The organism is Capillimicrobium parvum (genome assembly GCF_021172045.1).
In the GTDB taxonomy this organism is placed as follows: domain Bacteria; phylum Actinomycetota; class Thermoleophilia; order Solirubrobacterales; family Solirubrobacteraceae; genus Capillimicrobium; species Capillimicrobium parvum.
This window is the reverse complement of sequence record NZ_CP087164.1, coordinates 474326-493847: the sequence shown is the minus strand read 5'-3', so window position 1 is coordinate 493847 and position 19522 is coordinate 474326. Positions and strand designations below refer to the sequence as shown.

18 protein-coding genes are annotated in these 19522 nt (G+C 73.1%); 8 read left to right on the top strand and 10 right to left on the bottom strand.

The genetic code is table 11. The features are described from left to right. Window positions 1-124: 124 nt before the first annotated feature. A complete protein-coding gene (locus DSM104329_RS02385; RefSeq protein ID WP_259313795.1) occupies window positions 125-1204 on the top strand; it encodes an aminopeptidase in 1080 nt (359 codons plus the stop codon). Here the strand turns inward: DSM104329_RS02385 and DSM104329_RS02380 are convergent. Both DSM104329_RS02380 and DSM104329_RS02375 read right to left on the bottom strand, forming a co-directional pair. Further along, a complete protein-coding gene (locus DSM104329_RS02380) occupies window positions 1170-2384 on the bottom strand; it encodes an MFS transporter (protein ID WP_259313794.1) in 1215 nt (404 codons plus the stop codon). The two genes, DSM104329_RS02385 and DSM104329_RS02380, sit on opposite strands and share 35 nt — an antisense overlap. A gap of 1 nt (window position 2385) precedes the next feature. Next, complete coding sequence (locus DSM104329_RS02375; RefSeq protein ID WP_259313793.1) at window positions 2386-2970, bottom strand: helix-turn-helix domain-containing protein; 585 nt, start codon at window positions 2968-2970, stop codon at window positions 2386-2388. A gap of 165 nt (window positions 2971-3135) precedes the next feature. Here DSM104329_RS02375 and DSM104329_RS02370 point away from each other — a divergent pair, with 165 nt between their 5' ends. Together DSM104329_RS02370 and pyk are read left to right on the top strand one after the other, a co-directional pair. Continuing rightward, window positions 3136-4134 (top strand): hypothetical protein, encoded by a 999-nt coding sequence (locus DSM104329_RS02370; RefSeq protein WP_259313792.1) that lies wholly within the window; start codon window positions 3136-3138, stop codon window positions 4132-4134. A 144-nt stretch (window positions 4135-4278) separates the two neighbouring features. Continuing rightward, window positions 4279-5685, top strand: coding sequence for a pyruvate kinase (gene pyk, locus DSM104329_RS02365; RefSeq protein WP_259313791.1), 1407 nt, complete (start codon window positions 4279-4281; stop codon window positions 5683-5685). Here the strand turns inward: pyk and DSM104329_RS02360 are convergent. Genes DSM104329_RS02360 through DSM104329_RS02350 form a run of 3 tightly spaced genes read right to left on the bottom strand, consistent with a single transcriptional unit; the run spans window position 5621 to window position 8486 of the window. Continuing rightward, the gene (locus DSM104329_RS02360) at window positions 5621-6346 is read right to left on the bottom strand and encodes a TVP38/TMEM64 family protein (protein WP_259313790.1); all 726 of its coding nucleotides are present in this window, start codon (window positions 6344-6346) and stop codon (window positions 5621-5623) included. The genes pyk and DSM104329_RS02360 overlap by 65 nt on opposite strands. A gap of 11 nt (window positions 6347-6357) precedes the next feature. After that, window positions 6358-7752 carry an ABC1 kinase family protein gene (locus DSM104329_RS02355; protein ID WP_259313789.1) on the bottom strand — a complete coding sequence of 465 codons (1395 nt, stop codon included), beginning with the start codon at window positions 7750-7752 and terminating at the stop codon, window positions 6358-6360. Next, window positions 7749-8486, bottom strand: a complete 738-nt coding sequence (locus tag DSM104329_RS02350; RefSeq protein WP_259313788.1) for an MBL fold metallo-hydrolase — start codon at window positions 8484-8486, stop codon at window positions 7749-7751. Before DSM104329_RS02350 ends, DSM104329_RS02355 begins: the two co-directional genes overlap by 4 nt. A gap of 43 nt (window positions 8487-8529) precedes the next feature. Here DSM104329_RS02350 and DSM104329_RS02345 point away from each other — a divergent pair, with 43 nt between their 5' ends. Both DSM104329_RS02345 and DSM104329_RS02340 read left to right on the top strand, forming a co-directional pair. Continuing rightward, window positions 8530-8919, top strand: coding sequence for a VOC family protein (locus DSM104329_RS02345; protein ID WP_259313787.1), 390 nt, complete (start codon window positions 8530-8532; stop codon window positions 8917-8919). A 63-nt stretch (window positions 8920-8982) separates the two neighbouring features. Continuing rightward, window positions 8983-10479, top strand: a complete 1497-nt coding sequence (locus DSM104329_RS02340) for a Ppx/GppA phosphatase family protein (protein WP_259313786.1) — start codon at window positions 8983-8985, stop codon at window positions 10477-10479. A 44-nt stretch (window positions 10480-10523) separates the two neighbouring features. Here DSM104329_RS02340 and DSM104329_RS02335 read toward each other — a convergent pair whose 3' ends face one another. Genes DSM104329_RS02335 through DSM104329_RS02315 form a run of 5 tightly spaced genes read right to left on the bottom strand, consistent with a single transcriptional unit; the run spans window position 10524 to window position 14168 of the window. Further along, entirely contained in the window at window positions 10524-10844 is a 321-nt protein-coding gene (locus DSM104329_RS02335) for a hypothetical protein (RefSeq protein ID WP_259313785.1), read from the bottom strand. A gap of 19 nt (window positions 10845-10863) precedes the next feature. Then, window positions 10864-11754 carry a ketopantoate reductase family protein gene (locus DSM104329_RS02330; RefSeq protein WP_259313784.1) on the bottom strand — a complete coding sequence of 297 codons (891 nt, stop codon included), beginning with the start codon at window positions 11752-11754 and terminating at the stop codon, window positions 10864-10866. Window positions 11755-11782: 28 nt separating this feature from the next. Next, on the bottom strand, window positions 11783-12256 hold the full coding sequence (locus DSM104329_RS02325) for an SRPBCC family protein (protein ID WP_259313783.1): 474 nt from the start codon (window positions 12254-12256) through the stop codon (window positions 11783-11785). After that, window positions 12253-12567: an ArsR/SmtB family transcription factor gene (locus DSM104329_RS02320; protein WP_259313782.1), complete on the bottom strand. Its 315-nt coding sequence runs from the start codon at window positions 12565-12567 to the stop codon at window positions 12253-12255. The genes DSM104329_RS02325 and DSM104329_RS02320 overlap by 4 nt, the downstream gene beginning before the upstream one ends. Before the next feature lie 20 nt (window positions 12568-12587). Beyond that, window positions 12588-14168: an FAD-binding oxidoreductase gene (locus DSM104329_RS02315; RefSeq protein WP_259313781.1), complete on the bottom strand. Its 1581-nt coding sequence runs from the start codon at window positions 14166-14168 to the stop codon at window positions 12588-12590. Window positions 14169-14223: 55 nt separating this feature from the next. Between DSM104329_RS02315 and DSM104329_RS02310 the strand changes: the two genes are divergently transcribed. Genes DSM104329_RS02310 through DSM104329_RS02300 form a run of 3 tightly spaced genes read left to right on the top strand, consistent with a single transcriptional unit; the run spans window position 14224 to window position 19518 of the window. After that, a complete protein-coding gene (locus DSM104329_RS02310) occupies window positions 14224-14901 on the top strand; it encodes an NUDIX hydrolase (RefSeq protein WP_259313780.1) in 678 nt (225 codons plus the stop codon). Continuing rightward, window positions 14898-15233, top strand: coding sequence for a hypothetical protein (locus tag DSM104329_RS02305; protein ID WP_259313779.1), 336 nt, complete (start codon window positions 14898-14900; stop codon window positions 15231-15233). The genes DSM104329_RS02310 and DSM104329_RS02305 overlap by 4 nt, the downstream gene beginning before the upstream one ends. Further along, window positions 15223-19518 carry a multifunctional oxoglutarate decarboxylase/oxoglutarate dehydrogenase thiamine pyrophosphate-binding subunit/dihydrolipoyllysine-residue succinyltransferase subunit gene (locus DSM104329_RS02300; RefSeq protein ID WP_259313778.1) on the top strand — a complete coding sequence of 1432 codons (4296 nt, stop codon included), beginning with the start codon at window positions 15223-15225 and terminating at the stop codon, window positions 19516-19518. The genes DSM104329_RS02305 and DSM104329_RS02300 overlap by 11 nt, the downstream gene beginning before the upstream one ends. Window positions 19519-19522 lie beyond the last annotated feature (4 nt).

The following is a 19522-nucleotide window of genomic DNA, read 5'->3' as shown; positions in this document are numbered from 1 at the left end:
CGCCGCCAGGCAGGGACGCAGACCCGAAGGAATCCCCCTGGGATTTCGAGCGGTCGAGGACGCAGCATGGCGGTGATCGACGGCCCGCATTCTGGGTCGATGGTTGCGGGACGGGCCACTGACGATGGACGCGCGCGCGTTCGCCGAGCTCCTGTGCGGATACTGCCTGGAGGTCGCCGAGCGCCAGCAGATCCTCGTGCGCTCCTCGACGCTCGCCGCGCCGCTGCTGCTCGAGCTGCAGCGGTCGATCCTCGAGCGCGGCGCGTGGCCGCTGCTGCGCGTCGAGCTGCCGGGACAGACCGAGGGCTACTACGCCCACGCACGCGACTTCCAGCTCGACGACTACGCGGCCGTCGCCTTCGAGGAGGCCAAGCGCGCCAACGCGACGCTCGGCATCCAGGCGCCGGAGAACACCCGCGCCCTGAGCGCGATCGACCCCGACCGCCTGGCGCGCGCCAACCGCGCCCGCAAGCCGATCCGCGACCAGACGCTCAAGCGGCGCTGGTGCTCGACCCTGTGGCCGACCGAGGCCGGCGCGCAGCAGGCCGGCACGTCGCTGCGGGTGTTCGAGGCCTTCGTGGCGCGGGCGCTGTTCCTCGACCAGCCCGATCCCGTGGCCTCCTGGGGCGAGCTGCGGGCCTTCCAGTCGCGGCTGATCGACCGGCTCGAGCGCGCGGACGCGATCCGCATCGAGGCCGAGGGCACCGACCTGACGCTGCGGGTCAAGGGGCGCACGTGGGTCAACAGCGACGGCAGGCGCAACATGCCGTCGGGCGAGGTCTTCACGGGGCCGCTGGAGGCGTCGGCCGACGGCACGATCTTCTTCGACGTCCCCTCCAGCCCGGCGGGCATCGAGGTGGCCGGCGTGACGATGCGCTTCTCCGAGGGCGTCGTCGCCGAGGCGCACGCGCAGCGCGGCGACGCCTACCTCCAGCGCGCGCTCCGGACCGACGACGGCGCACGGAGGCTCGGCGAGCTCGGCATCGGCACGAACTTCGGCATCGACCGCCCGGTGGGCGCGATCCTCTTCGACGAGAAGATCGGCGGCACGGTGCACCTCGCGCTCGGCCGCTCGTATCCGGAGACCGGCGGGCGCAACGAGTCGGCGCTGCACTGGGACCTCATCTGCGACCTGCGCCGCGGCGGGCGGATCACCGCGGACGGCGAGGTCATCCAGGAGAACGGGCGATTCGTCGCTCGCTGAGCGCGCCGCCCGCGCGGAAGCCGCGGACGAGCGAGGCGCCCGCGCCGGCCGTGACGAGCGCGATCACCGCGAGCAGGATCCGGTAGTCGACGACGGCGACGAGGCCGGCGCCGAGCGCGATCGAGATCGTCTGCGGCGCCCCGGTCATCAGCTCCACCGCGCCATACGCCCGGCCTTGGAGGTGCGCTGGGGTGCGTCGCTGCAGGAGCGTGTACTCGCCGACGAGGATCCACGGCAGGCCGAAGCCGAACAGGACGACGCCGGCGAGAACGGCAGCGAGGGTGCCGGACGCCTGCAGGAGGCAGCCGGCGGCGAAGACCGCCATCCCGTAGCCGGCCAGCCGGCCCTCGCCGAGGCGGCGGGCGGCGCGGCCCGCCGTGATCCCGCCGGCGATCGCGCCGACGCCCTGCACCGCGATGAGCACGCCGAGGAACGCGGGCGGGCGGTGCAGGCCCCGCGCGACGACCTCGAAGGCGACCGTCTCGCAGAAGCCGATGACCAGCAGCGCCACCCCGCAGGCGAGCGTCATGCGCCGCAGCTCGGGCGTGGTGGCCACGTGCCGCGCCCCGGCGGCGAGCTCGGCGCCCCGGCTGGTGGCCGGGGCCTGCGGCGCCGCCTCCGCGAAGCGCATGCTCGCGAGGGCCGCTGCGGCGGCGAGGAACGTCGCGGCGTCGAGCAGCGCGACCGCGGCACCGCCGGCCGCCACGAACAGGCCGGCGCCGGCCAGCGGGGCGACGAGCCGCAGGCCCTCGCGGACCGTCTGGAGCGCGCCGTTGGCGTCGGCGAGCAGCCGCGCCGGCAGGATCGTCGTCAGCAGCGCCGACTGGGCGGCGCCGATGACCGCGTAGGAGAGGCCGTAGAGCGCGCCGACCACGTAGAGGATCCAGACGTCGCCGGCATCGTGGACGAGCAGCAGCGGCAGCACGGCGACCGCGCTGAGCAGGTTGACGACGATGAGCAGCGGCCGGCGGCGGACGCGGTCGACGAGCACCCCGGCCAGCGGGGTCAGCAGCGACGGCGCGACGACCGCGAACAGCACGAGGCCCGCGGCGGCGCTGCTGTGGGTGAGCTGCTTGGCCCAGATCGCGAGCACGATCAGCAGCGCGCTGTCGCCGAAGAGGGAGAGGACCTGGCCGGCGAGGTAGCGGCGCAGGTCGGCGCTGCGCAGGAGCTCAGCCATGTCAGCCCGGCGGGTCGGGGCGGTCGACGGGGTACGTGAGCGCGATGACCTCGACGGGACGCGAGCCGGGCGGCCGGCGCTCCACGTCCGCGACGCGGTCGTGGAAGCGGGTGAGCAGCGCCACGAGCTCCGCGTTGAGCTCGCGGACCTCCTCGGGCGTCGCGTAGAGGACGAACTGGTCGGTCCCCGTGACCTCGCGCCACTCGGGCTCGAGCGCCGCGCGGCTGTCGAGCGCCTGCTCCGCGCGGGCGAGGTAGCGATGGCGCAGCGTGCGCTCGAGCGCGGTGGCCGCGAGCGTGAGCTGCGGATCGTCGCCGGCGTCGGAGAACGACAGCCCGAGCTGGGCCAGGCGCCACGGCCGGCGACGGCCCGCCCCGCCCTCGGCCTCCTCGACGAAGCCGTACTTCGCGAGCTGGCGCAGGTGGAACGAGCACGACGAGGGCGACTCGTCCACGAGCTCGGATGCCTCGGTCGCGGTGAGCGGGCGTCCGGCGTGGGCGAGCGCCTCGAGCAGCGCCAGGCGCACGGGGTGGGCGAGCGCGCGCATCTCGCGCGGATCGGTGAGCCGGCGGGGCTCGAAAGGCATGTATCGAAAGATAGCTTTCGAGAACTCGGAACGCAACCCAGGGCGGCGCCCGTCACCGGACGGTCTCCCTTGATTCCGGCCGAGGCGGCCCCTAGGGTGCTCGCGCCGCCCCGCAGTTCGTGCGCCGGCCGGCAGGGAAGCAGTCCACATAGACCTGAGGTGTTCATGAAGCTCTCGCATCGTCTCCGGGCCGGCCTGGTGGCCGCGGCCGGTACGCTCGCGATCGCGGCCGCTCCGGCGGCCGCCCAGGGTCCGCCGCCGCCGACCGCGGTCAACGGCAACCCCGTCTCGACGCTGGGCACCGTGCCCGGCACCCCCACCGGGTTCGCCTTCAACGCGCAGTGGGTGTTCATCGCCGTCGGCCCCGGCGAGCAGAGCGGTGCCCCGGGGGGCCTCTGGGTGACCGACGGCGCAAACGCGCCCACGCAGGTCCCCGGCGTCGACGGCCCGCTCTGGGGCGCGGTCTGGCACGGCGAGACCCTGTACGTCTCGTCGCCCGCGGGCATCACCGCGCTGTCGGGCTGGAACGGGAACAACTTCGCCACGTCGAAGCTGATCCGCAAGGGCAGCGGGAAGGACTTCTCGTCCTTCACCGGCCTGGCGTTCGGCCCTGACGGCCGGCTCTACACGGGCGTCTCGTTCACGGACAAGAACGAGTTCAACCGCATCCGCGGCTCGATCAACATGTCCGTCGTGTCGATGCGGCCGGACGGATCCCGCTTCCGCGTCATCGCGCGTGGGCTGCGCCAGCCGTGGCAGATGACGTTCGCGGGCAACCGCGGGCCGTTCGTCTCCGTGCTCGCGCAGGACAAGGGCAAGATCCCGCGCGACGCGATCGTGCTCGCCCGCCGTGGACAGGACTACGGATTTCCCGTCTGCGCGCCGGTGACGAAGCGGCGCTGCCCCAACCGGGCCAAGCCGGTGATCACGCTGCCCAAGCACGCGTCGCCGATGGGCATCAACGCGGTCGGCAACACGCTGTACGTCGCGCTGTTCGGCGGCACCGGCAAGGGCCCCGAGGTCGTGTCGATCCCCGCGCGCCGAGGCGGCAAGGCGACCCCCGTCCTCACCGGCTACGCCGCCCCGGTGGTCGCCCTCGGCATCGACCAGGGCAACCTGTTCACGGGCGACGTGACGGGCGCGGTCTACAAGGTCGCGATGTAGCGGCAAGACACCCCACGGGGGCCCGCCTCGCGGCGGCGCCCCCCGCCACCGGCATCCGGGCCGCGCTGACGTTCGCGGCCCGGATGTCGACCTTTTGTGACGGCCCGCCGCGCCGGGCCGCCGGGCGCGTACTCTGCGCTGCCGATGCGCCGCACGAAGATCGTCGCCACCATCGGCCCCGCGTCGCGTGACCCCGAGGTGCTCCTGCGCATGGTGCAGGCGGGCATGGACGTGGCGCGCCTGAACTTCTCGCACGGCAGCGCCGAGGAACACGCCGAGAACGTGCAGCTCGTCCGCGACGCAGCGGGCCGGGCCGGGCGCCCGGTCGCCATCCTCCAGGACCTGCCGGGCCCGAAGCTGCGCCTGGGCCCGCTCGAGAACGACCGCATCGAGCTCGCGGTCGGCGACAGGGTGACCTTCACGTGCGGCGGCGACGAGATCGGCACGCAGCACGCGATGGCGATCAACTGGGCCCGCCTCGCCGACGGGGTCGGCCCGGGCGAGATCATCTACCTCGCCGACGGCTCCGTGCGGCTGCGCGCCGACGCGGTCCGGTCGGCCCAATGCGAGATCGACTGCGAGGTCGAGGTCGGCGGCATCGTCCTCTCGCGCCAGGGCGTCAACATCCCCGGGCCGGTCGACGAGCTGCCCGCGGTGCCCGAGGAGGACCTGGCCCACCTGCGCGTCGGCGAGAAGATCGGCGTCGACCTCGTCGCCCTGTCATTCGTGCGCCGCGCCGCCGAGGTCGAGTTCCTGCGCCAGGAGACCCGCTTGCCGCTCGTCGCGAAGATCGAGAAGCCGCAGGGCGTCGAGAACGCGCGCGAGATCATCTACGCCGCCGACTGCGTGATGGTCGCGCGCGGCGACCTCGGCATCGAGCTGCCGATCGAGGAGGTGCCGCTCGTCCAGAAGTCGCTGCTCGCGCTGGCCGGCTCGATGGCCCGGCCGTCGATCACCGCGACGCAGATGCTCGACTCGATGGTCACGTCGCCGCGCCCGACCCGCGCCGAGGTCGCCGACGTCGCCAACGCCATCCTCGACGGCACCGACGCGGTGATGCTCTCCCAGGAGACGGCGATCGGCGCGCACCCGGTCGAGGCCGTCGCGATGATGGCGGCGGTCGCCCGGGAGACCGAGAAGGCCGCGCCCTACGAACGCTGGACGGCCGAGCGCGTCCGCCGCGACCAGCGCGACCCCGCGTACACCGTCGCGCACCAGGCCGTTGAGGCGTCGCGCGAGCTGCGCCTCGACGCGATCGTCGTGCCCACACTGTCGGGCCGCTCGGCCCGCCTCGTCAGCGCGAACCGCCCCGAGGTGCCGATCCTCGCGCTCTCGCCGGGGCGCGAGACGGTCCGCCGCTGCGGGCTGATGTGGGGCGTGCGCGCGGCGTCCATGCGCCGCCACGAGGTCACCGAGGAGCTCATCGCCGACGCCGCCCGCCGGGTGGTGGAGCTCGGCTGGTGTCAGCCGGGCCAGCGGGTCGGCATCACGGCAGGCCTGCCGAGCGGCCGTCCGGGGACGACGAGCCTCTTCCAGGTCCAAACCGTGTGAACCGGACGACGACGATGCCGCCGATCGCCATGGCCACCAGCAGCGCCACCGCGACGATCGTCTCCGGCCGGCCGAAGTCGCCGAACGAGCCGCCGAGCGCGACGTAGGCGAAGGTCCTCGGCGCGCCGCCGATCGCGGTCGCCAGCGTGAACGCGACGAGCGACACTCGCGTCAGGCCGGCCGCGTAGTTGAACAGGGTGTAGGGCACACCGGGCAGCAGCCGGATGTAGAGCACCGAGAGGAAGCCGCGGCGCTCGACGAAGCCGGCCATCGCCTTCACCCGCCGGCCGCCGATCTTCTGCACGGCGTCGCCGGCGACCCAGCGCGACAGCGAACACGCGGCCATCGCCGACAGCGTCGCCGCCACGATCGCCACGGGCGTGCCGAGCGCGGTGCCGAACAGCAGGCCGCTCGCGCCGGCGAGCAGCGGCCCGGGGAAGAACGCGCAGCTCAGCACCGTCGAGACCACGATGAAGACGATCGGGCCGGCGGCGCCGAACCCATCGATCCAGTCGCGGACGCGATCGGCCGACAGCGAGCCGCTGACCGCGACGATGACGAACGCCGTGACCATCGCCACGGCCAGACCGCCGAGCCGGATGCCCGGGTGCAGCTTGTGGCGCCGCGGCCCGCGCGCCTCCGGCGGGGGCGGGTCGGTCACGACGGGATCCGTCACGCCGCTGATCGACGCCGCAGGAACTCCGTCTCCTGGCGCCCGAGCTCCGTCTCGGGCTCCGCGTCGTAGATCCACTCGCGCGCGATGCGGTACCAGTTGGCCCGCGCGCGCAGCTGCCCGAGGACGGCGAGGGTGAGCACCTCGAGGCGGCGGCCGAAGAGGTGGTCGGCCGGCAGCGACTCGTGCCGCATCTGGGCGAAGTGGCGGGAGCGCGGGTCGCTCATGTCGATCATCACCTGCGTGGCGATCTCCGGCTCGAGCGTGATCTCCTCGTCGGTGATGTACCACCACGTGATGTCGCGGAACTGCTCGAGCAGCTGCTCGTCGGTGTAGCGGGCGCTGGCGAGAACGAAGCCGCTGGAGCGCAGCGCGTCGCCGAGCTCGCTCGCGCGGCCCTCGATCGCCATGCGCGCCATCGCAAGCTCGCGCTCGGCGGTGGCGGCGTCGATGCGCTTGAAGAGGCCGAAGTCGAAGAACGCCATCCGCCCGTCGCGCATCAGCAGCGAGTTGCCCGGGTGCGGGTCGCCGCTGAACTGGCGGTGGCGGTACATGGAGCCGAAGTAGAAGCGGAAGATGATCTCGCCGAGGCGGTCGCGCTCGTCCTGGGGCAGCTGCTTGAGCTCCTCGAAGCCGCGGCCGGAGACGAAGTCGCTGACGACGACGCGCTCGTGGCTGAGCGACGTGACGACCTCGGGGATCACGATGAACGGGTGATCGCGGTAGATGCGCGCCAACGCCCGCTGGTTGGATGCCTCCAGCTCGTAGTCGAGCTCCTCGTCGATGCGCGAGCGGATCTCGTCGCCGATCGCCTTCGGATCCAGGCCCGGCGCCACCGACTTCATCAGCCGCAGGATCATGCCGAGGTTCTGCATGTCGGCCCGGACGGCCTGGGCGACGCCCGGGTACTGCACCTTCACCGCGACGCAGCGCCCGTCGGGGAGGGTCGCCTGGTAGACCTGCCCGATCGAGGCGGCGGCGATCGGCACCGGGTCGAAGGTCTCGAAGACGTCGTCGAGCGGCTCGCCGTACTCGTTCTCGAGGACCTTCCTCATGTCCTTGAAGTCGACCTTCGGCGCCGCGTCGCGCAGCGCGGCGAGCTTCGTCTGGAACTCCTCGCGGTAGTCCTCGGGGACCAGGCCGACGTCGAGGAACGACATGACCTGGCCGAGCTTCATGGCCGCGCCCTTCATCGTCCCGAGCGCGGCGACGATCTGCTCGGCGGTCTCGATCTGGCGGCGCTCGAGCGCCTTGCGCCGGCCCTCGTCGTCGCGGGTGACGTTCGCGGCGCGCGTGCCGAGCTGGCGGGCGGCCTGGCCCGCGGCGAGCCGGCCGACGCGCGCGCTGCGCGACAGCCGGGAGGTCGGGATGCCGTCGTCTTTCTTCGGGCTCACCCGGTCTGGACCTGGGAGCCCGGCACGATGTCGTCGCGGCCGTCGGGCCAGCGGACCCAGGCCTTGTGGCCCCCGTCGTAGTCGTCGCCCAGCAGCACGAGCGTCGCCGGATCGCCGAACGCGGTGCACTGCGCCTCGCCCTCCTTGTCGAGGCCGCGCCAGACGCGGACGAAGGAGTTGTTCTCCCACTCCTCGCCGATCGTCGTCGGGTCGGTGTGACCGGGGCGCACCACGGTGTCCTTCGGCAGCGCCATGAGCGTGTCCATGATCGACGAACGCAGGTCGGCGTACGAGGTCGATCCGGGCGCGCGCACGCCGCCGACCGAGTTCTTGAACAGCGTGTCGCCGGTGAAGACGTTGCCGTCGACGAGCAGGGCGAGCATGCCCGCCGTGTGACCGGGCGTGTGGAGCGCGCGCACCTCGAGGTCGCCGACGGTCACGGTCTCCGGAAACGAGCCGGCGTCGCCGATCTCATCCCGCCCACCCTCGCGATCGTCGATGAGGACGGTGAGCTGCGGCCAGCGCGCCTTGAGCTGATCGAGCTCGGCGACGTGGTCGTGGTGGTGGTGGGTCAGCAGCACGTGCGTCGGCGTGACGTCCAGCCGCTCGGCCGCCTCGATCAGGGGCTCCACCGGACCGCCGGCATCGACGAAGAAGGCGCTGCCCCCCTCGCGATCAGCCACCAGGTAGGTGTTGGAGAGGAACTGCGGATGCATGGAGCGCTCGACGATCATTCGCTACAGCTTGCCACGGTCGGTGGTGGTCTACGCTGCGGACGTGCCCGCACAGTTCATCCACACCTGCTACCGCATCGGCGACATCGACCGCTCCGTGGCCTTCTATGAGGCGCTGGGGTTCGAGGAGCGCCGCCGGATGCCGATCCGCGACGAGGCGATCAACGTGTTCATGGGCATGCCCGGAGACGGCGATCGGCTCGAGCTGACCTACAACCACGGGGTCGACTCCTACGAGCACGGCACGGGCTACAACCACATCGCGCTCACGGTCCCCGACCTCGACGGGACGCTCGCGGCGCTGGCCGAGAAGGGCATCGAGCCGGAGCGCCCGCCGTACTCGCTGCGCGAGGGCGGCTCGCGGATCTGCTTCGTGCGCGACCCGGACGGCTATCGGGTCGAGCTCATCGAGCGTCCGGACGGCACGGAGTAGCACGGGCCCTTCGCGCGCCGTGGAGCGCGCGGGCGCCGACCGAACCGCCAAGATACGCCGCCCATGACGCGCACCGCCGTTGCCGACCTCGGCTCCAACTCCTTCCGCCTGGTCGTGTTCAGCGCGGAGAACGGGTGGTGGAAGCGAACGGACGAGATCTTCGAGTCGGTCCGGATCGGGGCGGGCCTGGCGCAGACCGGCGAGCTCGCGCCCGACCGGATGCAGCGCGGATGGTCGGTCGCCGAGGTCTTCGACCACTTCTGCCGGGCGACGCGGGTCGACGAGGTCATCGCGGTCGCCACGTCGGCGATCCGCGACGCCGCCAACGGCGGCGCGTTCGCCGAGCGCGCGGCGCTGCCCGTGCGCATCCTGTCCCGTGACGAGGAGGCACGCTACGGCTACCTCGCCGCCGTCAACTCGACGACGCTGAGCGACGGCGCCGTGCTGGACCTCGGCGGCGGCTCGGTGCAGCTCGTGGCGGTCGAGGACCGGCACGCGCGCGAGCTCGGCTCCTGGCCGCTCGGCGCCGTGCGCATGACCGAGCGGTTCCTGGCCGACGGCGAGCCCGCGTCCGGCAAGCAGCTGCGCGCGGTGCGCAGGCACGTCGCCGAGGCGCTCGCCGACGCACCGTGGGTGCCGGAGTCCGGCCGCCGCCTGGTGGGCATCGGCGGCACGGTCCGCAACCTCGCGGCGGCGGCGGCCGCCGCGAGCGAGCAGCCGTCGATGGGCGTGCAGGGCTTCCACCTGACGTCAGATGCGCTCGGCGCCCTCGTCGACCAGCTCGCCGCCCTGCCCGCCGTCGAGCGCGGCAAGGTCAGCGGCATCAAGCCGGCGCGGGGCGACCTCATCCTCGCCGGCGCGGTGGTCGTGCAGGCGATCGTCGAGCACGGCGGCTTCGACGGCGTCGAGGTCACCGAGGCCGGCCTGCGCGAGGGCATCTTCTTCGAGCGCCACCTCGCCTTCCGCGACCCGCCGCTGTTCGAGGACGTCCGGCGCGCGAGCGTCGAGAACCTCGCCGCGCAGTACCACGTCGACGACGCCCACACCCGCCACGTCGCCCGGCTCACGCTGTCGATGTTCGACGAGCTCGCCGCCCTCGGGATCCACCCCGGCGACCCGGCGGAGCGCGAGCTGCTCTGGGCCGCCGCGATGCTCCACGACATCGGCATGGCGATCGACTACGACGACCACCACAAGCACTCGCGCTACCTCATCCTCAACGGGGCGCTGCCCGGGTTCAGCCCGCGCGAGATGGTGATCGTCGCCGAGATCGCCCGCTACCACCGCAAGGGCATGCCGTCCTTCTCGTCCGACGTCGCGCGCGCGGTCCGCGAGGGCGACGACAAGCTCCTCGACCGCGGCGCCACCCTGCTGCGGCTGGCCGAGGGACTCGAGCGCTCGCGCGACCAGATCGTGCGCACGGCCGAGGTCACGCAGGACGACGGTCAGGTCACGCTGACCCTGCGGGCCGACGACCCGGTCAGCGTGGCGCGCTGGGCCGCCGAGCGCGAGCGCGACCTGTTCCGGCGCGCGTTCGGCCGCGAGCTCGAGATCCGCTAGCCCGGCGCCGGCCGCCGCGGACCGAACCGCTGGCCGCCGCGCGCCTAGAACTCGCGCGTCTGGCCGCCGCCGGGGACGCTGACCGTCTGCGTGCCGACCGCCTCGACCACCTCGACCTCCTCCTCCTCGACCGTCTCCTGATGGTCGCCGTCGCAAAGGACGCGGAAGTTGCCGCTCACGCCGCCGTCGGCGTGGATCGTGATGCCCGGCAGGATCTCCTCGCCCTCGTCGAAGCCGAGGCGCTCCAGGTCGAAGTGCGCCAGCCCGATGCCCCACGCGGTGTGGGTCGGGTTCTCGCGGTCGTGCGCGTTGAGCGCGATCTGGAAGGCCTTGAGGTTCTTGGCGACCTTCGACGTGTCGGCCATGCGCCCAGGGTAGACAACGTCACGCCGCGATGCGCGCGCGGATCCGCGCCACGAGCGACTCGATCGTCGGGCACTCGAGCCCGTGTCGCGCGGCGTGGCGCAGCACCGCGCCGGGGATCGCGTCGATCTCGCTCTCGCGCCCCGCGGACACGTCGCGCTGCATCGACGACGTGTGCCCGGGCGCCATGTCCCAGATCTCGCGCAGGGTCGCGTCGGCGTCCACGCCCGCGCCCTCCGCGTTGGCGACCGCGGCCGTCTCGAGCACGACGTCCTCGATCTCCAGGCGATGACGCGGGTGCTCGCGGATCGGCCCGATCGGCGAGCCGTACGCGGCGGTCAGGCACGCGAGCGCGTTCAGGCGCGCGAGCTTGCTCCACATCACCTTCGCCTCGGTGTCGCCGAGCCGCGCCGGGATCTCCGCGGCGCGCAGCACGTCGACGAACGCCGCCATCCGCGGCCGCGGCGCCGGGTGGTCGGAGGCCAGCTCGATCATCACGGTCGGGCTGGTCTGGACGATCACGCCGGGCTCCGGCCGGTCGCTGCCGACGCGTACGGTCCCCGCGACCGCGCGCGGCCCGAACCGCGAGCGCAGCAGCGCGAGATGGTCGATCCCGTTGAGCAGCGGGACGACGAGGCCGGGCTGCCCGGTCACGCGCTCCAGCGCCGGCTCGAGCGCCGTCGCCTTGGTCGCGACGACGAGCACGTCGACGTCGTCGTCGAGCCGGGCCGTCGCCGCCGGATGGACGGTGAACTCGCCGAGCCGCGCGCTGTCCACCTGCAGGCCCTGGTCGGCGATGACCGCCGCGGTGCGCTCGCGCGCGACGACCGTCGTCGCCACGCCCGAGCGCGCGAGGGCGGCGGCCACGAAGCCGCCGACCCCGCCGGGACCCAGGACAGCCACGCGCGCCATGGCGCGCCAGCGTAGATGACGGCGGGGATCAGCCCTGCTCGACGGCCGCCGCGAACGCCGCCAGCGTCCCGGCCCAGGCGTCCGGCGACTCGAACACGGCGCGCATCTTCTCGGCCTCCGCGCCGAAGCGCTCGAGCTCGCGGTGCTCGAGCTCCACGCGGGTCCGATCGGGCGCCTCGGCGACGAAGCGCAGTTCCACCGGGGTGATCAGGCCCGGGTCGTACTTCCACTCGGCGTTGATGTTCCACGTCAGCACGACGCGGTCGTACGGCTCCCAGGCCTGCACGAAGCCCGTCGACGTCTCGGTGCCGTCCTCGTGGCGGGTGTACCAGCGCCCGCCCTCGTGCGGCTCGATCACGATCTCCTCGATCGGGGCCGAGCCGATGTGATGCTGCTTGGGCCACCAGCCGGTCATGCCGGCGGTGAAGACCTCGAACGCCCGCTGCTGGGACGCCCGGACCGTGACCTGCCTGCGGATCGACTCGATCTGCTGCTGGATCATCGCTTGTGCTCCTCGTTCTCCGCGGCAGCTTGGAAGGCGGCGAGGGAGCGGTCCCAGAACTGGTCGAGGTACGTCCGCAGGATCGCCAGTCCCGCGGGGTCGACCTGGTAGAGCCGCCTGGTCCCCTGCCGGCGATCGAGGACCAGGCCGACGTCCTTGAGCACCTTGAGGTGCTGCGAGACCGCGGGGCGGCTGACCGGCAGATCCCGGGCGAGCTCGCCGACCGGGATGGGCCCGTCGGACAGCCGCTCGAAGATCATCTGCCGGGTCGGATCGCCCAGTGCCGTCATCATGTCTGCTGCGTTCGCCATTACTTACGGTAAGTCTAGACTTACGGCAATGGCGCTGTCAAGGGATCCATCAGGACGCCCGGGTTGAGGATCCCCGCCGGATCGACCGCCGCCTTCGCCGCCGCCAGCGCGATGGCGAACGGCTCCGGCCGCTGGCGGTCGTACCACGGCCGGTGGTCGCGGCCGACGGCGTGATGGTGCGTGATCGTCGCGCCCGCGGCGAGCAGCGCATCCGAGCATGCGCGCTTGACCGCCCACCACTGCGCCTCCTCGTCGCCGCGCCGCGCCGGGGCGAGCACGGTGAAGTACGGCGCCGGCCCGTCCGGGTACGCGTGCGTGAAGCGGCAGGTCACCATCGCGCGCGGATCGTCGAGCGCCGCGCGCGCGGCATCGACCACTGCCTCGCGCAGGGCGCCGAACCGCTCCCAGGTGATCGCGGTCTCGAAGGTCTCCGACATCACGCCGAGGGCGACGAGGACGTCGCGCAGGTACGGGGCCTGCAGGAAGGCGTCGCGCCACGCGCCTGCCGCGCCGCCGCGCGACGGCGCGTCGTCCCACTCGCCCCCGCACTCGGCGCAGAGCTCGAGCCCGCGCGCGAGGTCGGCCTCGACCGGCGCGTCGGTCGACTCGAACGCCAGCACGAGCAGCGCGTGCCCGCCGTCGCCGGCCCCGGTGAACGCGGCCTCGGCCGGGTCCAGCAGCCGGCAGTTGGCCGGCTGCAGCCCAGACTGGGCGAGCGCGCGCACCGCCTCGACGCCCATCGCGAAGGAGCCGAACCGCACCGCCCGCCCGCCGCGGTGCTCGGGATGCGGCTGGACGCGCACCCACGCCTCGGTGATCACGCCGAGGATCCCCTCCGACCCGAGCAGCGCGCGGTCGGGGCTCGGCCCGGCCCCTGACCCGGGCAACCGCCGCGACGCCCACGTGCCGCTCGGCGTGATCGCGCGCACCGCCTCCACGAGGTCGTCGACATGCGTCGGGCCGGTGGCGAAGTGCCCGCCCGCGCGCGTGGCGATCCACCCGCCGAGCGTCGAGAACTCGAACGACTGCGGGAAGCAGCGCATGGTCAGGTCGTGCTCGGCGAGCTGACGCTCGAGGACCGGGCCGAGCGCCCCGGCCTGCACGCGCGCGCTGCGCGAGACCGCGTCGACCTCGAGGACGCGATCGAGCGCCGCGAGGTCGAGCGAGACGACCGGCCCGTCGACCGCGGGCGTGACCCCGCCGACCACCGACGTCCCGCCGCCGTAGGGCACGACGACCACGCCCGTCTCGGTCGCCCACTCGAGCACGGCCGCCACCTGCGCCTCGTCGCGGGGGCGGGCGACGGCGTCGGGCGCGTGGTCGAAGCGCCCGCGCAGGCCGCGGACGACGTCCAGGTACGAGCTGCCCCATGCGTGCCGCGCGCGCGCGTGCGCATCCGCGTCCCAGGTCACGCCGGGCGGTGGCGGGGGGAGGGGCGACGCGGCCGGCACGGCGGCGGCGCCCAGCGGCACCGGCTCCTCCGGGTCCTGTGCGTCGAAGCCGAGCCGCTCGCGCACGAGCGGCATCGCGCCGCGCAGCTGCTGCGCCGTCGGCTGCTGATCCTCGTAGCCCCAGCCCCAGTGCTTGCGCCGGCGCGCCATGAAGGGAACCCTACGGCGCCGGGCCGGCCGCGCTCCCTCCCCTAACCTGACGGCCATGCCCGCCCTTCCGGCCATCCTCGCGCGTGGACCCTGGAGCCCGGGCGAGATCGAGGCGCGCTGGCTGCCGGAGCCCTACGAGCCACAGGCCGCGCAGGAGGCGGCCGCCGACGAGGCGATCCGGGCGCTGCGCGAGCGCGGGTCGCCGAGCCACGACGGCGTCGCCGCGCGGCTCGCCGGGCACCGAGTGACCGGCGACGGACGGCTCGTCCTCGAGCTGCAGCCCGCCCGCTGGGCCCTGCGCCTCGTGCCCGGCGACGCCGCCGACAGCCTGTCCGCGCTCTGCGTGACGCGCGACTGCGACGGCCGCTGGCTGGCCGGCCGCCGCGCCGAGTGGCTGTCGTCGTGGGCGGGGCAGTGGGCGCTCGGGGCCGGCGGCGCCGTGGACCCGGACGAGAACCCCGTCGACACGCTCGTGCGCGAGCTCGACGAGGAGTGGTCTGTGTCGCCGGAGAGCGTGACCGGCGAGGCGCTCGTCGCGCTGCCGCAGCGGATGACGATGTTCATCGGGATGGCCTGGCTGCCGGCGGGCGCCGAGGTGACGCCCGACCACGAGCACGACGCCTACGCGTGGTGGCCCGCCGACCCGGCCGAGTGGCCGCCGGAGGCCCATCCGCAGCTGCGCACGATGGCCGCCCTCCTGGCCGCGGCGGGCCGTGGCGCGGACCGGTCATGAAGCTGCTGACCTACGACCACCTGAAGTGGGCGTCCTTCACCCACTCGACGGTCTACTTCTGCCTCCTCATCGCCTGGATCGTCCCCGGGCTGCACGCCTTCGAGTTCGTCTTCGGCCTCGCCCACGGGCTCGGGTGGATCGCCATGTGCCTCGCGTGCTCGGTGGCCCTGCACCGGCGGATCATCTCCATGCGGCTGGCCGTCGCCGTGTGCGTCATAGGCGCCGTCGGACCCTTCGTCGGGTCGTATGAGTTCGTCCACGAGGAACGTCGCCGTGCAGACCCGCCGGTGCCCGACCCGGGGCGCTACAGTCAAGGCACGCATGGCGGTTGAGACGCGGGTGCAGGTGCCGATGCCCCAGATGGGGGAATCGGTGACCGAAGGTGTCGTGCTCGAGTGGCACGTCAAGGTGGGCGACACGGTCGCCAGCGACGACGTACTCGTGGAGATCTCCACGGACAAGGTGGACGCCGAGGTTCCCTCGCCGGCCACCGGCACGGTCGTAGCCCTCCTCGTCGATGAGGGCGACACCGTCGCGGTCGGCGCACCCCTCTGCGAGATCGAGAGCGGGGACGACGACGGCGACGGCGCCCAGCCCGCCGGCGGCGAGCCGGACAACGGCGCCGCGGCCGCCCCGAACGGCGACGCCGGCGAGAGCGCCGGCCAGACGATCGAGATCACCATGCCGGCCATGGGCGAGTCGGTCACCGAGGGCACCATCCTCGAGTGGGCGAAGTCCGTCGGCGACCACATCGAGACCGACGAGACGCTCGTCGAGATCTCCACCGACAAGGTCGACGCGGAGGTCCCGTCGCCGGCCAGCGGCACCATCAGCGAGATCCTCGCCGACGCGGGCGACACCGTCACCGTCGGGCAGGTCCTGGCCCGCCTCGTCACGACGAACGGCGCCTCGGCCGGCACCGCCGCCGCGCCGACCCCCTCCGAGGCCCCCGCGCAGGGCAACGGCGCCGCCGCCGCGCCCGCCGCCGCGGAGCAGGGCGTCAATGCCTCCCCCGTCGCCAGGCGCATCGCCGCCGCCGAGGGCGTAGACCTCAGCCGGGTGACCGGCAGCGGCCCGCAGGGCCGCATCACGAAGGCCGACGTGCTGGCGGGCGAGAACGGGGGCGCCCCCGCCGCCGCGCCCGCGCAGGCCCGCGGCGAGCTCATCAAGGGCGCCTCGGCGATGCTCGCCCGGTACATGGACGAGTCGCGGGAGATCCCGACCGCGACGTCGTTCCGCACGATGACCGTCACGGTCATGGACGGCCGGCGCAAGCAGCTCAAGGAGGGCGGCCAGAAGGTCTCCTTCACCCACCTGATCGGCTATGCCGTGGCCGTCGCGGCGACCGACGAGATGCCGGTCATGGCCCACCACTTCGAGCAGCGCGACGGCAAGCCGTACCGCCTCGACGACGGTCAGGTGAACCTCGGCATCGCGGTCGACGTCGAGAAGAAGGACGGCTCGCGCACGCTGATGGTGCCGGTCATCAAGAACGCCGGCGGCCTGTCGTTCCGCGGGTTCCTCGACGCCTTCAACGACCTGATCGCCCGTGCGCGCGAGAACAAGCTCACCGCCGACGACCTCATGGGCGCCAACGTGAGCCTCACGAACCCGGGCGGCATCGGCACCGTCGCGTCCGTGCCGCGCCTGATGAGCGGCCAGGGCACCATCGTCGCCACGGGCTCCATCGCCTACCCGGTCGGCCTGGGCGCCATCGGCGAGGTCATCGGGGCCGAGAAGGTCATGACGATGACCTCGACCTACGACCACCGCGTGATCCAGGGCGCGGAGTCCGGGCGCTTCCTGAAGACCATCGAGGACCTCCTGCAGGGCGACGGCGGCTTCTACGACCGCGTGTTCGCCGACCTCGGCGTCGCGCTCGGCCCGGCTCCGGCCCCGCCAGCCCCGGCGGCCCCGGCGGCCGTCGCCCGCGACGTCGTTCCGGCCGCGGCACGCGCCGCGGCGCCGCCCGACGAGGAACTGCTGCAGGCCGTGCAGGCCGCGACCGCGCTCGTCAAGGCCTACCGCACGCACGGCCACCTCGCGGCGCGCCTGGACCCGCTGGGCACCGAGCCCGAGGGCGACCCGGCGCTCGACCCCGAGCCGCTGAACCTCAGCGACGAGATGATGCGCCGGATCCCGGCCAAGATCCTGCGCATCGGCGTCCCCGGCGCGACGCTGTACGACGCGCTCCCGCACCTGCGCGAGACCTACACCGGCACGATCGCCTACGAGATCGAGCACATCGCCTCGCACCGCCAGCGCGTCTGGCTGCGCGAGAAGATCGAGACCGGCGCCTTCCGCAGTGGCCTCACGAACGACGAGAAGACCTGGCTCCTCGGCCGCCTCGTCAAGGTGGACGCGTTCGAGCGCTTCATGCACAAGGCCTACCTCGGCCAGAAGCAGTTCTCGATCGAGGGCCTCGACATGACGGTGCCGATGCTCGACGAGATCATCCAGCTCTCGGCCGCGCACGGTGCGCGCGAGGTCGTCGTCGGCATGGCCCATCGCGGGCGGCTCAACGTGCTGGCCCACAACCTCGGCCGGCCGTACGACTCGATCTTCGCGGAGTTCGAGGGCGCCTCCACGCTCGAGGCGGTCACGACGATCCCGCAGGGCGGCACCGGCGACGTCAAGTACCACCACGGCTCGCAGGGCTCCTACCAGCTGCCCAACGGCGAGTCGATCCTCGTCAACCTCGAGAGCAACCCGTCGCACCTCGAGTTCGTCGACCCGGTCGTCGTCGGCGCCGCCCGCGCCGCGCAGACCACCCGCCAGGGCGCGCACGCGCATCGCGACACGAACGCCGCAGTGCCGGTGATCCTCCACGGCGACGCGGCGTTCCCCGCCCAGGGCGTGGTCGCGGAGACGCTGAACCTGCAGGCGCTCGATGGCTACGCGGTCGGCGGCTCGGTCCACCTCATCCAGAACAACCAGGTCGGCTTCACCACCGACCCGGACGACGCGCGCTCCACCCGCTGGGCATCAGATCTGGCCAAGGGCTTCGACGTGCCGATCTTCCACGTCAACGCCGACGACCCGGCCGCCTGCATCAGCGCCGTGCGCCTCGCCTTCGCCTTCCGCCAGGAGTTCGGCCACGACGTGCTCATCGACGTCGTCGGCTACCGCCGCTTCGGCCACAACGAGGCCGACGAGCCGGCCTACACGCAGCCGGAGATGACCGCCGTCATCAAGCGCCACAAGCGCGTCGCGGAGCTGTGGGCCGAGAAGCTGATCGCCGAGGGCATCGTCACCCAGGAGGACGTCGACCGCCAGGAGCAGGAGGTCTGGGACCACCTCGCCTCGCTGCACCGCGGTCTCAAGGACCGCATCAATGCCGCCGCCGAGGCCGGCCAGGTCGAGCAGCCCACCGGCGAGTACCAGCTCGACCGCTCGGCGTCGCCCGAGGTCAGGACCGCCGTCGAGGCGGACCGGCTGCGCGCGCTCAACGAGGAGCTGCTCGAGGTCCCTGAGGGCTTCACGGTGCACCCGAAGCTCGCCAAGCAGCTCGAGCGCCGGCGCGACGCGCTCGGCGCCGACGGCGGCATCGACTGGGCCCAGGCCGAGTCGCTCGCGTTCGCGTCGCTGCTGACCGAGGGGACGCCGATCCGCCTCACCGGGCAGGACGTCGAGCGCGGGACGTTCTCGCAGCGCCACCTCGTCTTCCACGACGCGAAGACCGGCCAGACGCTGTGCCCGATCCAGCACCTGCCGGGCGCGCTGGCCCCGTTCGAGCTGCACAACTCGCCGCTGAGCGAGATCGCCTGCGTCGGCTTCGAGTACGGCTACAGCGCGGAGGCGCCCGAGACCCTCGTCCTGTGGGAGGCGCAGTTCGGCGACTTCGCCAACGGCGCCCAGGTCATCATCGACCAGTTCATCGCCAGCGGGCTGGCCAAGTGGGGCCAGACGACGCGGCTGACGCTGCTGCTGCCGCACGGCTACGAGGGCTCGGGGCCCGAGCACTCCAGCGCCCGGCTCGAGCGCTTCCTGCAGCTCGCCGCCGAGGGCAACATCCGCGTGGCGAACCTCACCACGCCGGCCCAGTACTTCCACCTTCTGCGCCGCCAGGCGCGCGTGGCCAAGCAGCGGCCGCTGGTCATCATGACCCCCAAGTCGCTGCTGCGCCTGCCGCAGGCGACGAACCGCGTCGAGCACCTCGCCGACACGCAGTTCTATCCCGTGCTCGCCGAGCCGCGGGTGGACGACGCCCAGGTCAAGCGGCTCGTCCTGTGCACCGGCAAGATCTACTACGACATCGTCGGCCACCCCGACCGCGCGGACAACCAGCGCGTGGCGGTCGGCCGGGTCGAGCTGCTGTACCCGTTCCCCGAGGGCCAGATCCGCGAGCTGATCGGGCGCTATCCGAACCTCGAGGAGATCGTGTGGGTCCAGGAGGAGCCGCGCAACATGGGCGCCCGCGCGCACATGTTCCCGCGCCTCATGCAGATCCTCGAGGACCACCTGCACTTCGGCTTCATCGGCCGGCCCGAGCGCGCGTCACCGGGCGAGGGCTATCCGGCCGCCCACGTCGAGGAGCAGAGCCGCATCATCGCCACGGCGCTCGACGTCGACCAGCCGGTCTCGCAGTACCCGCGCAAGATGCCGGGCGAGCGCTGAGCGC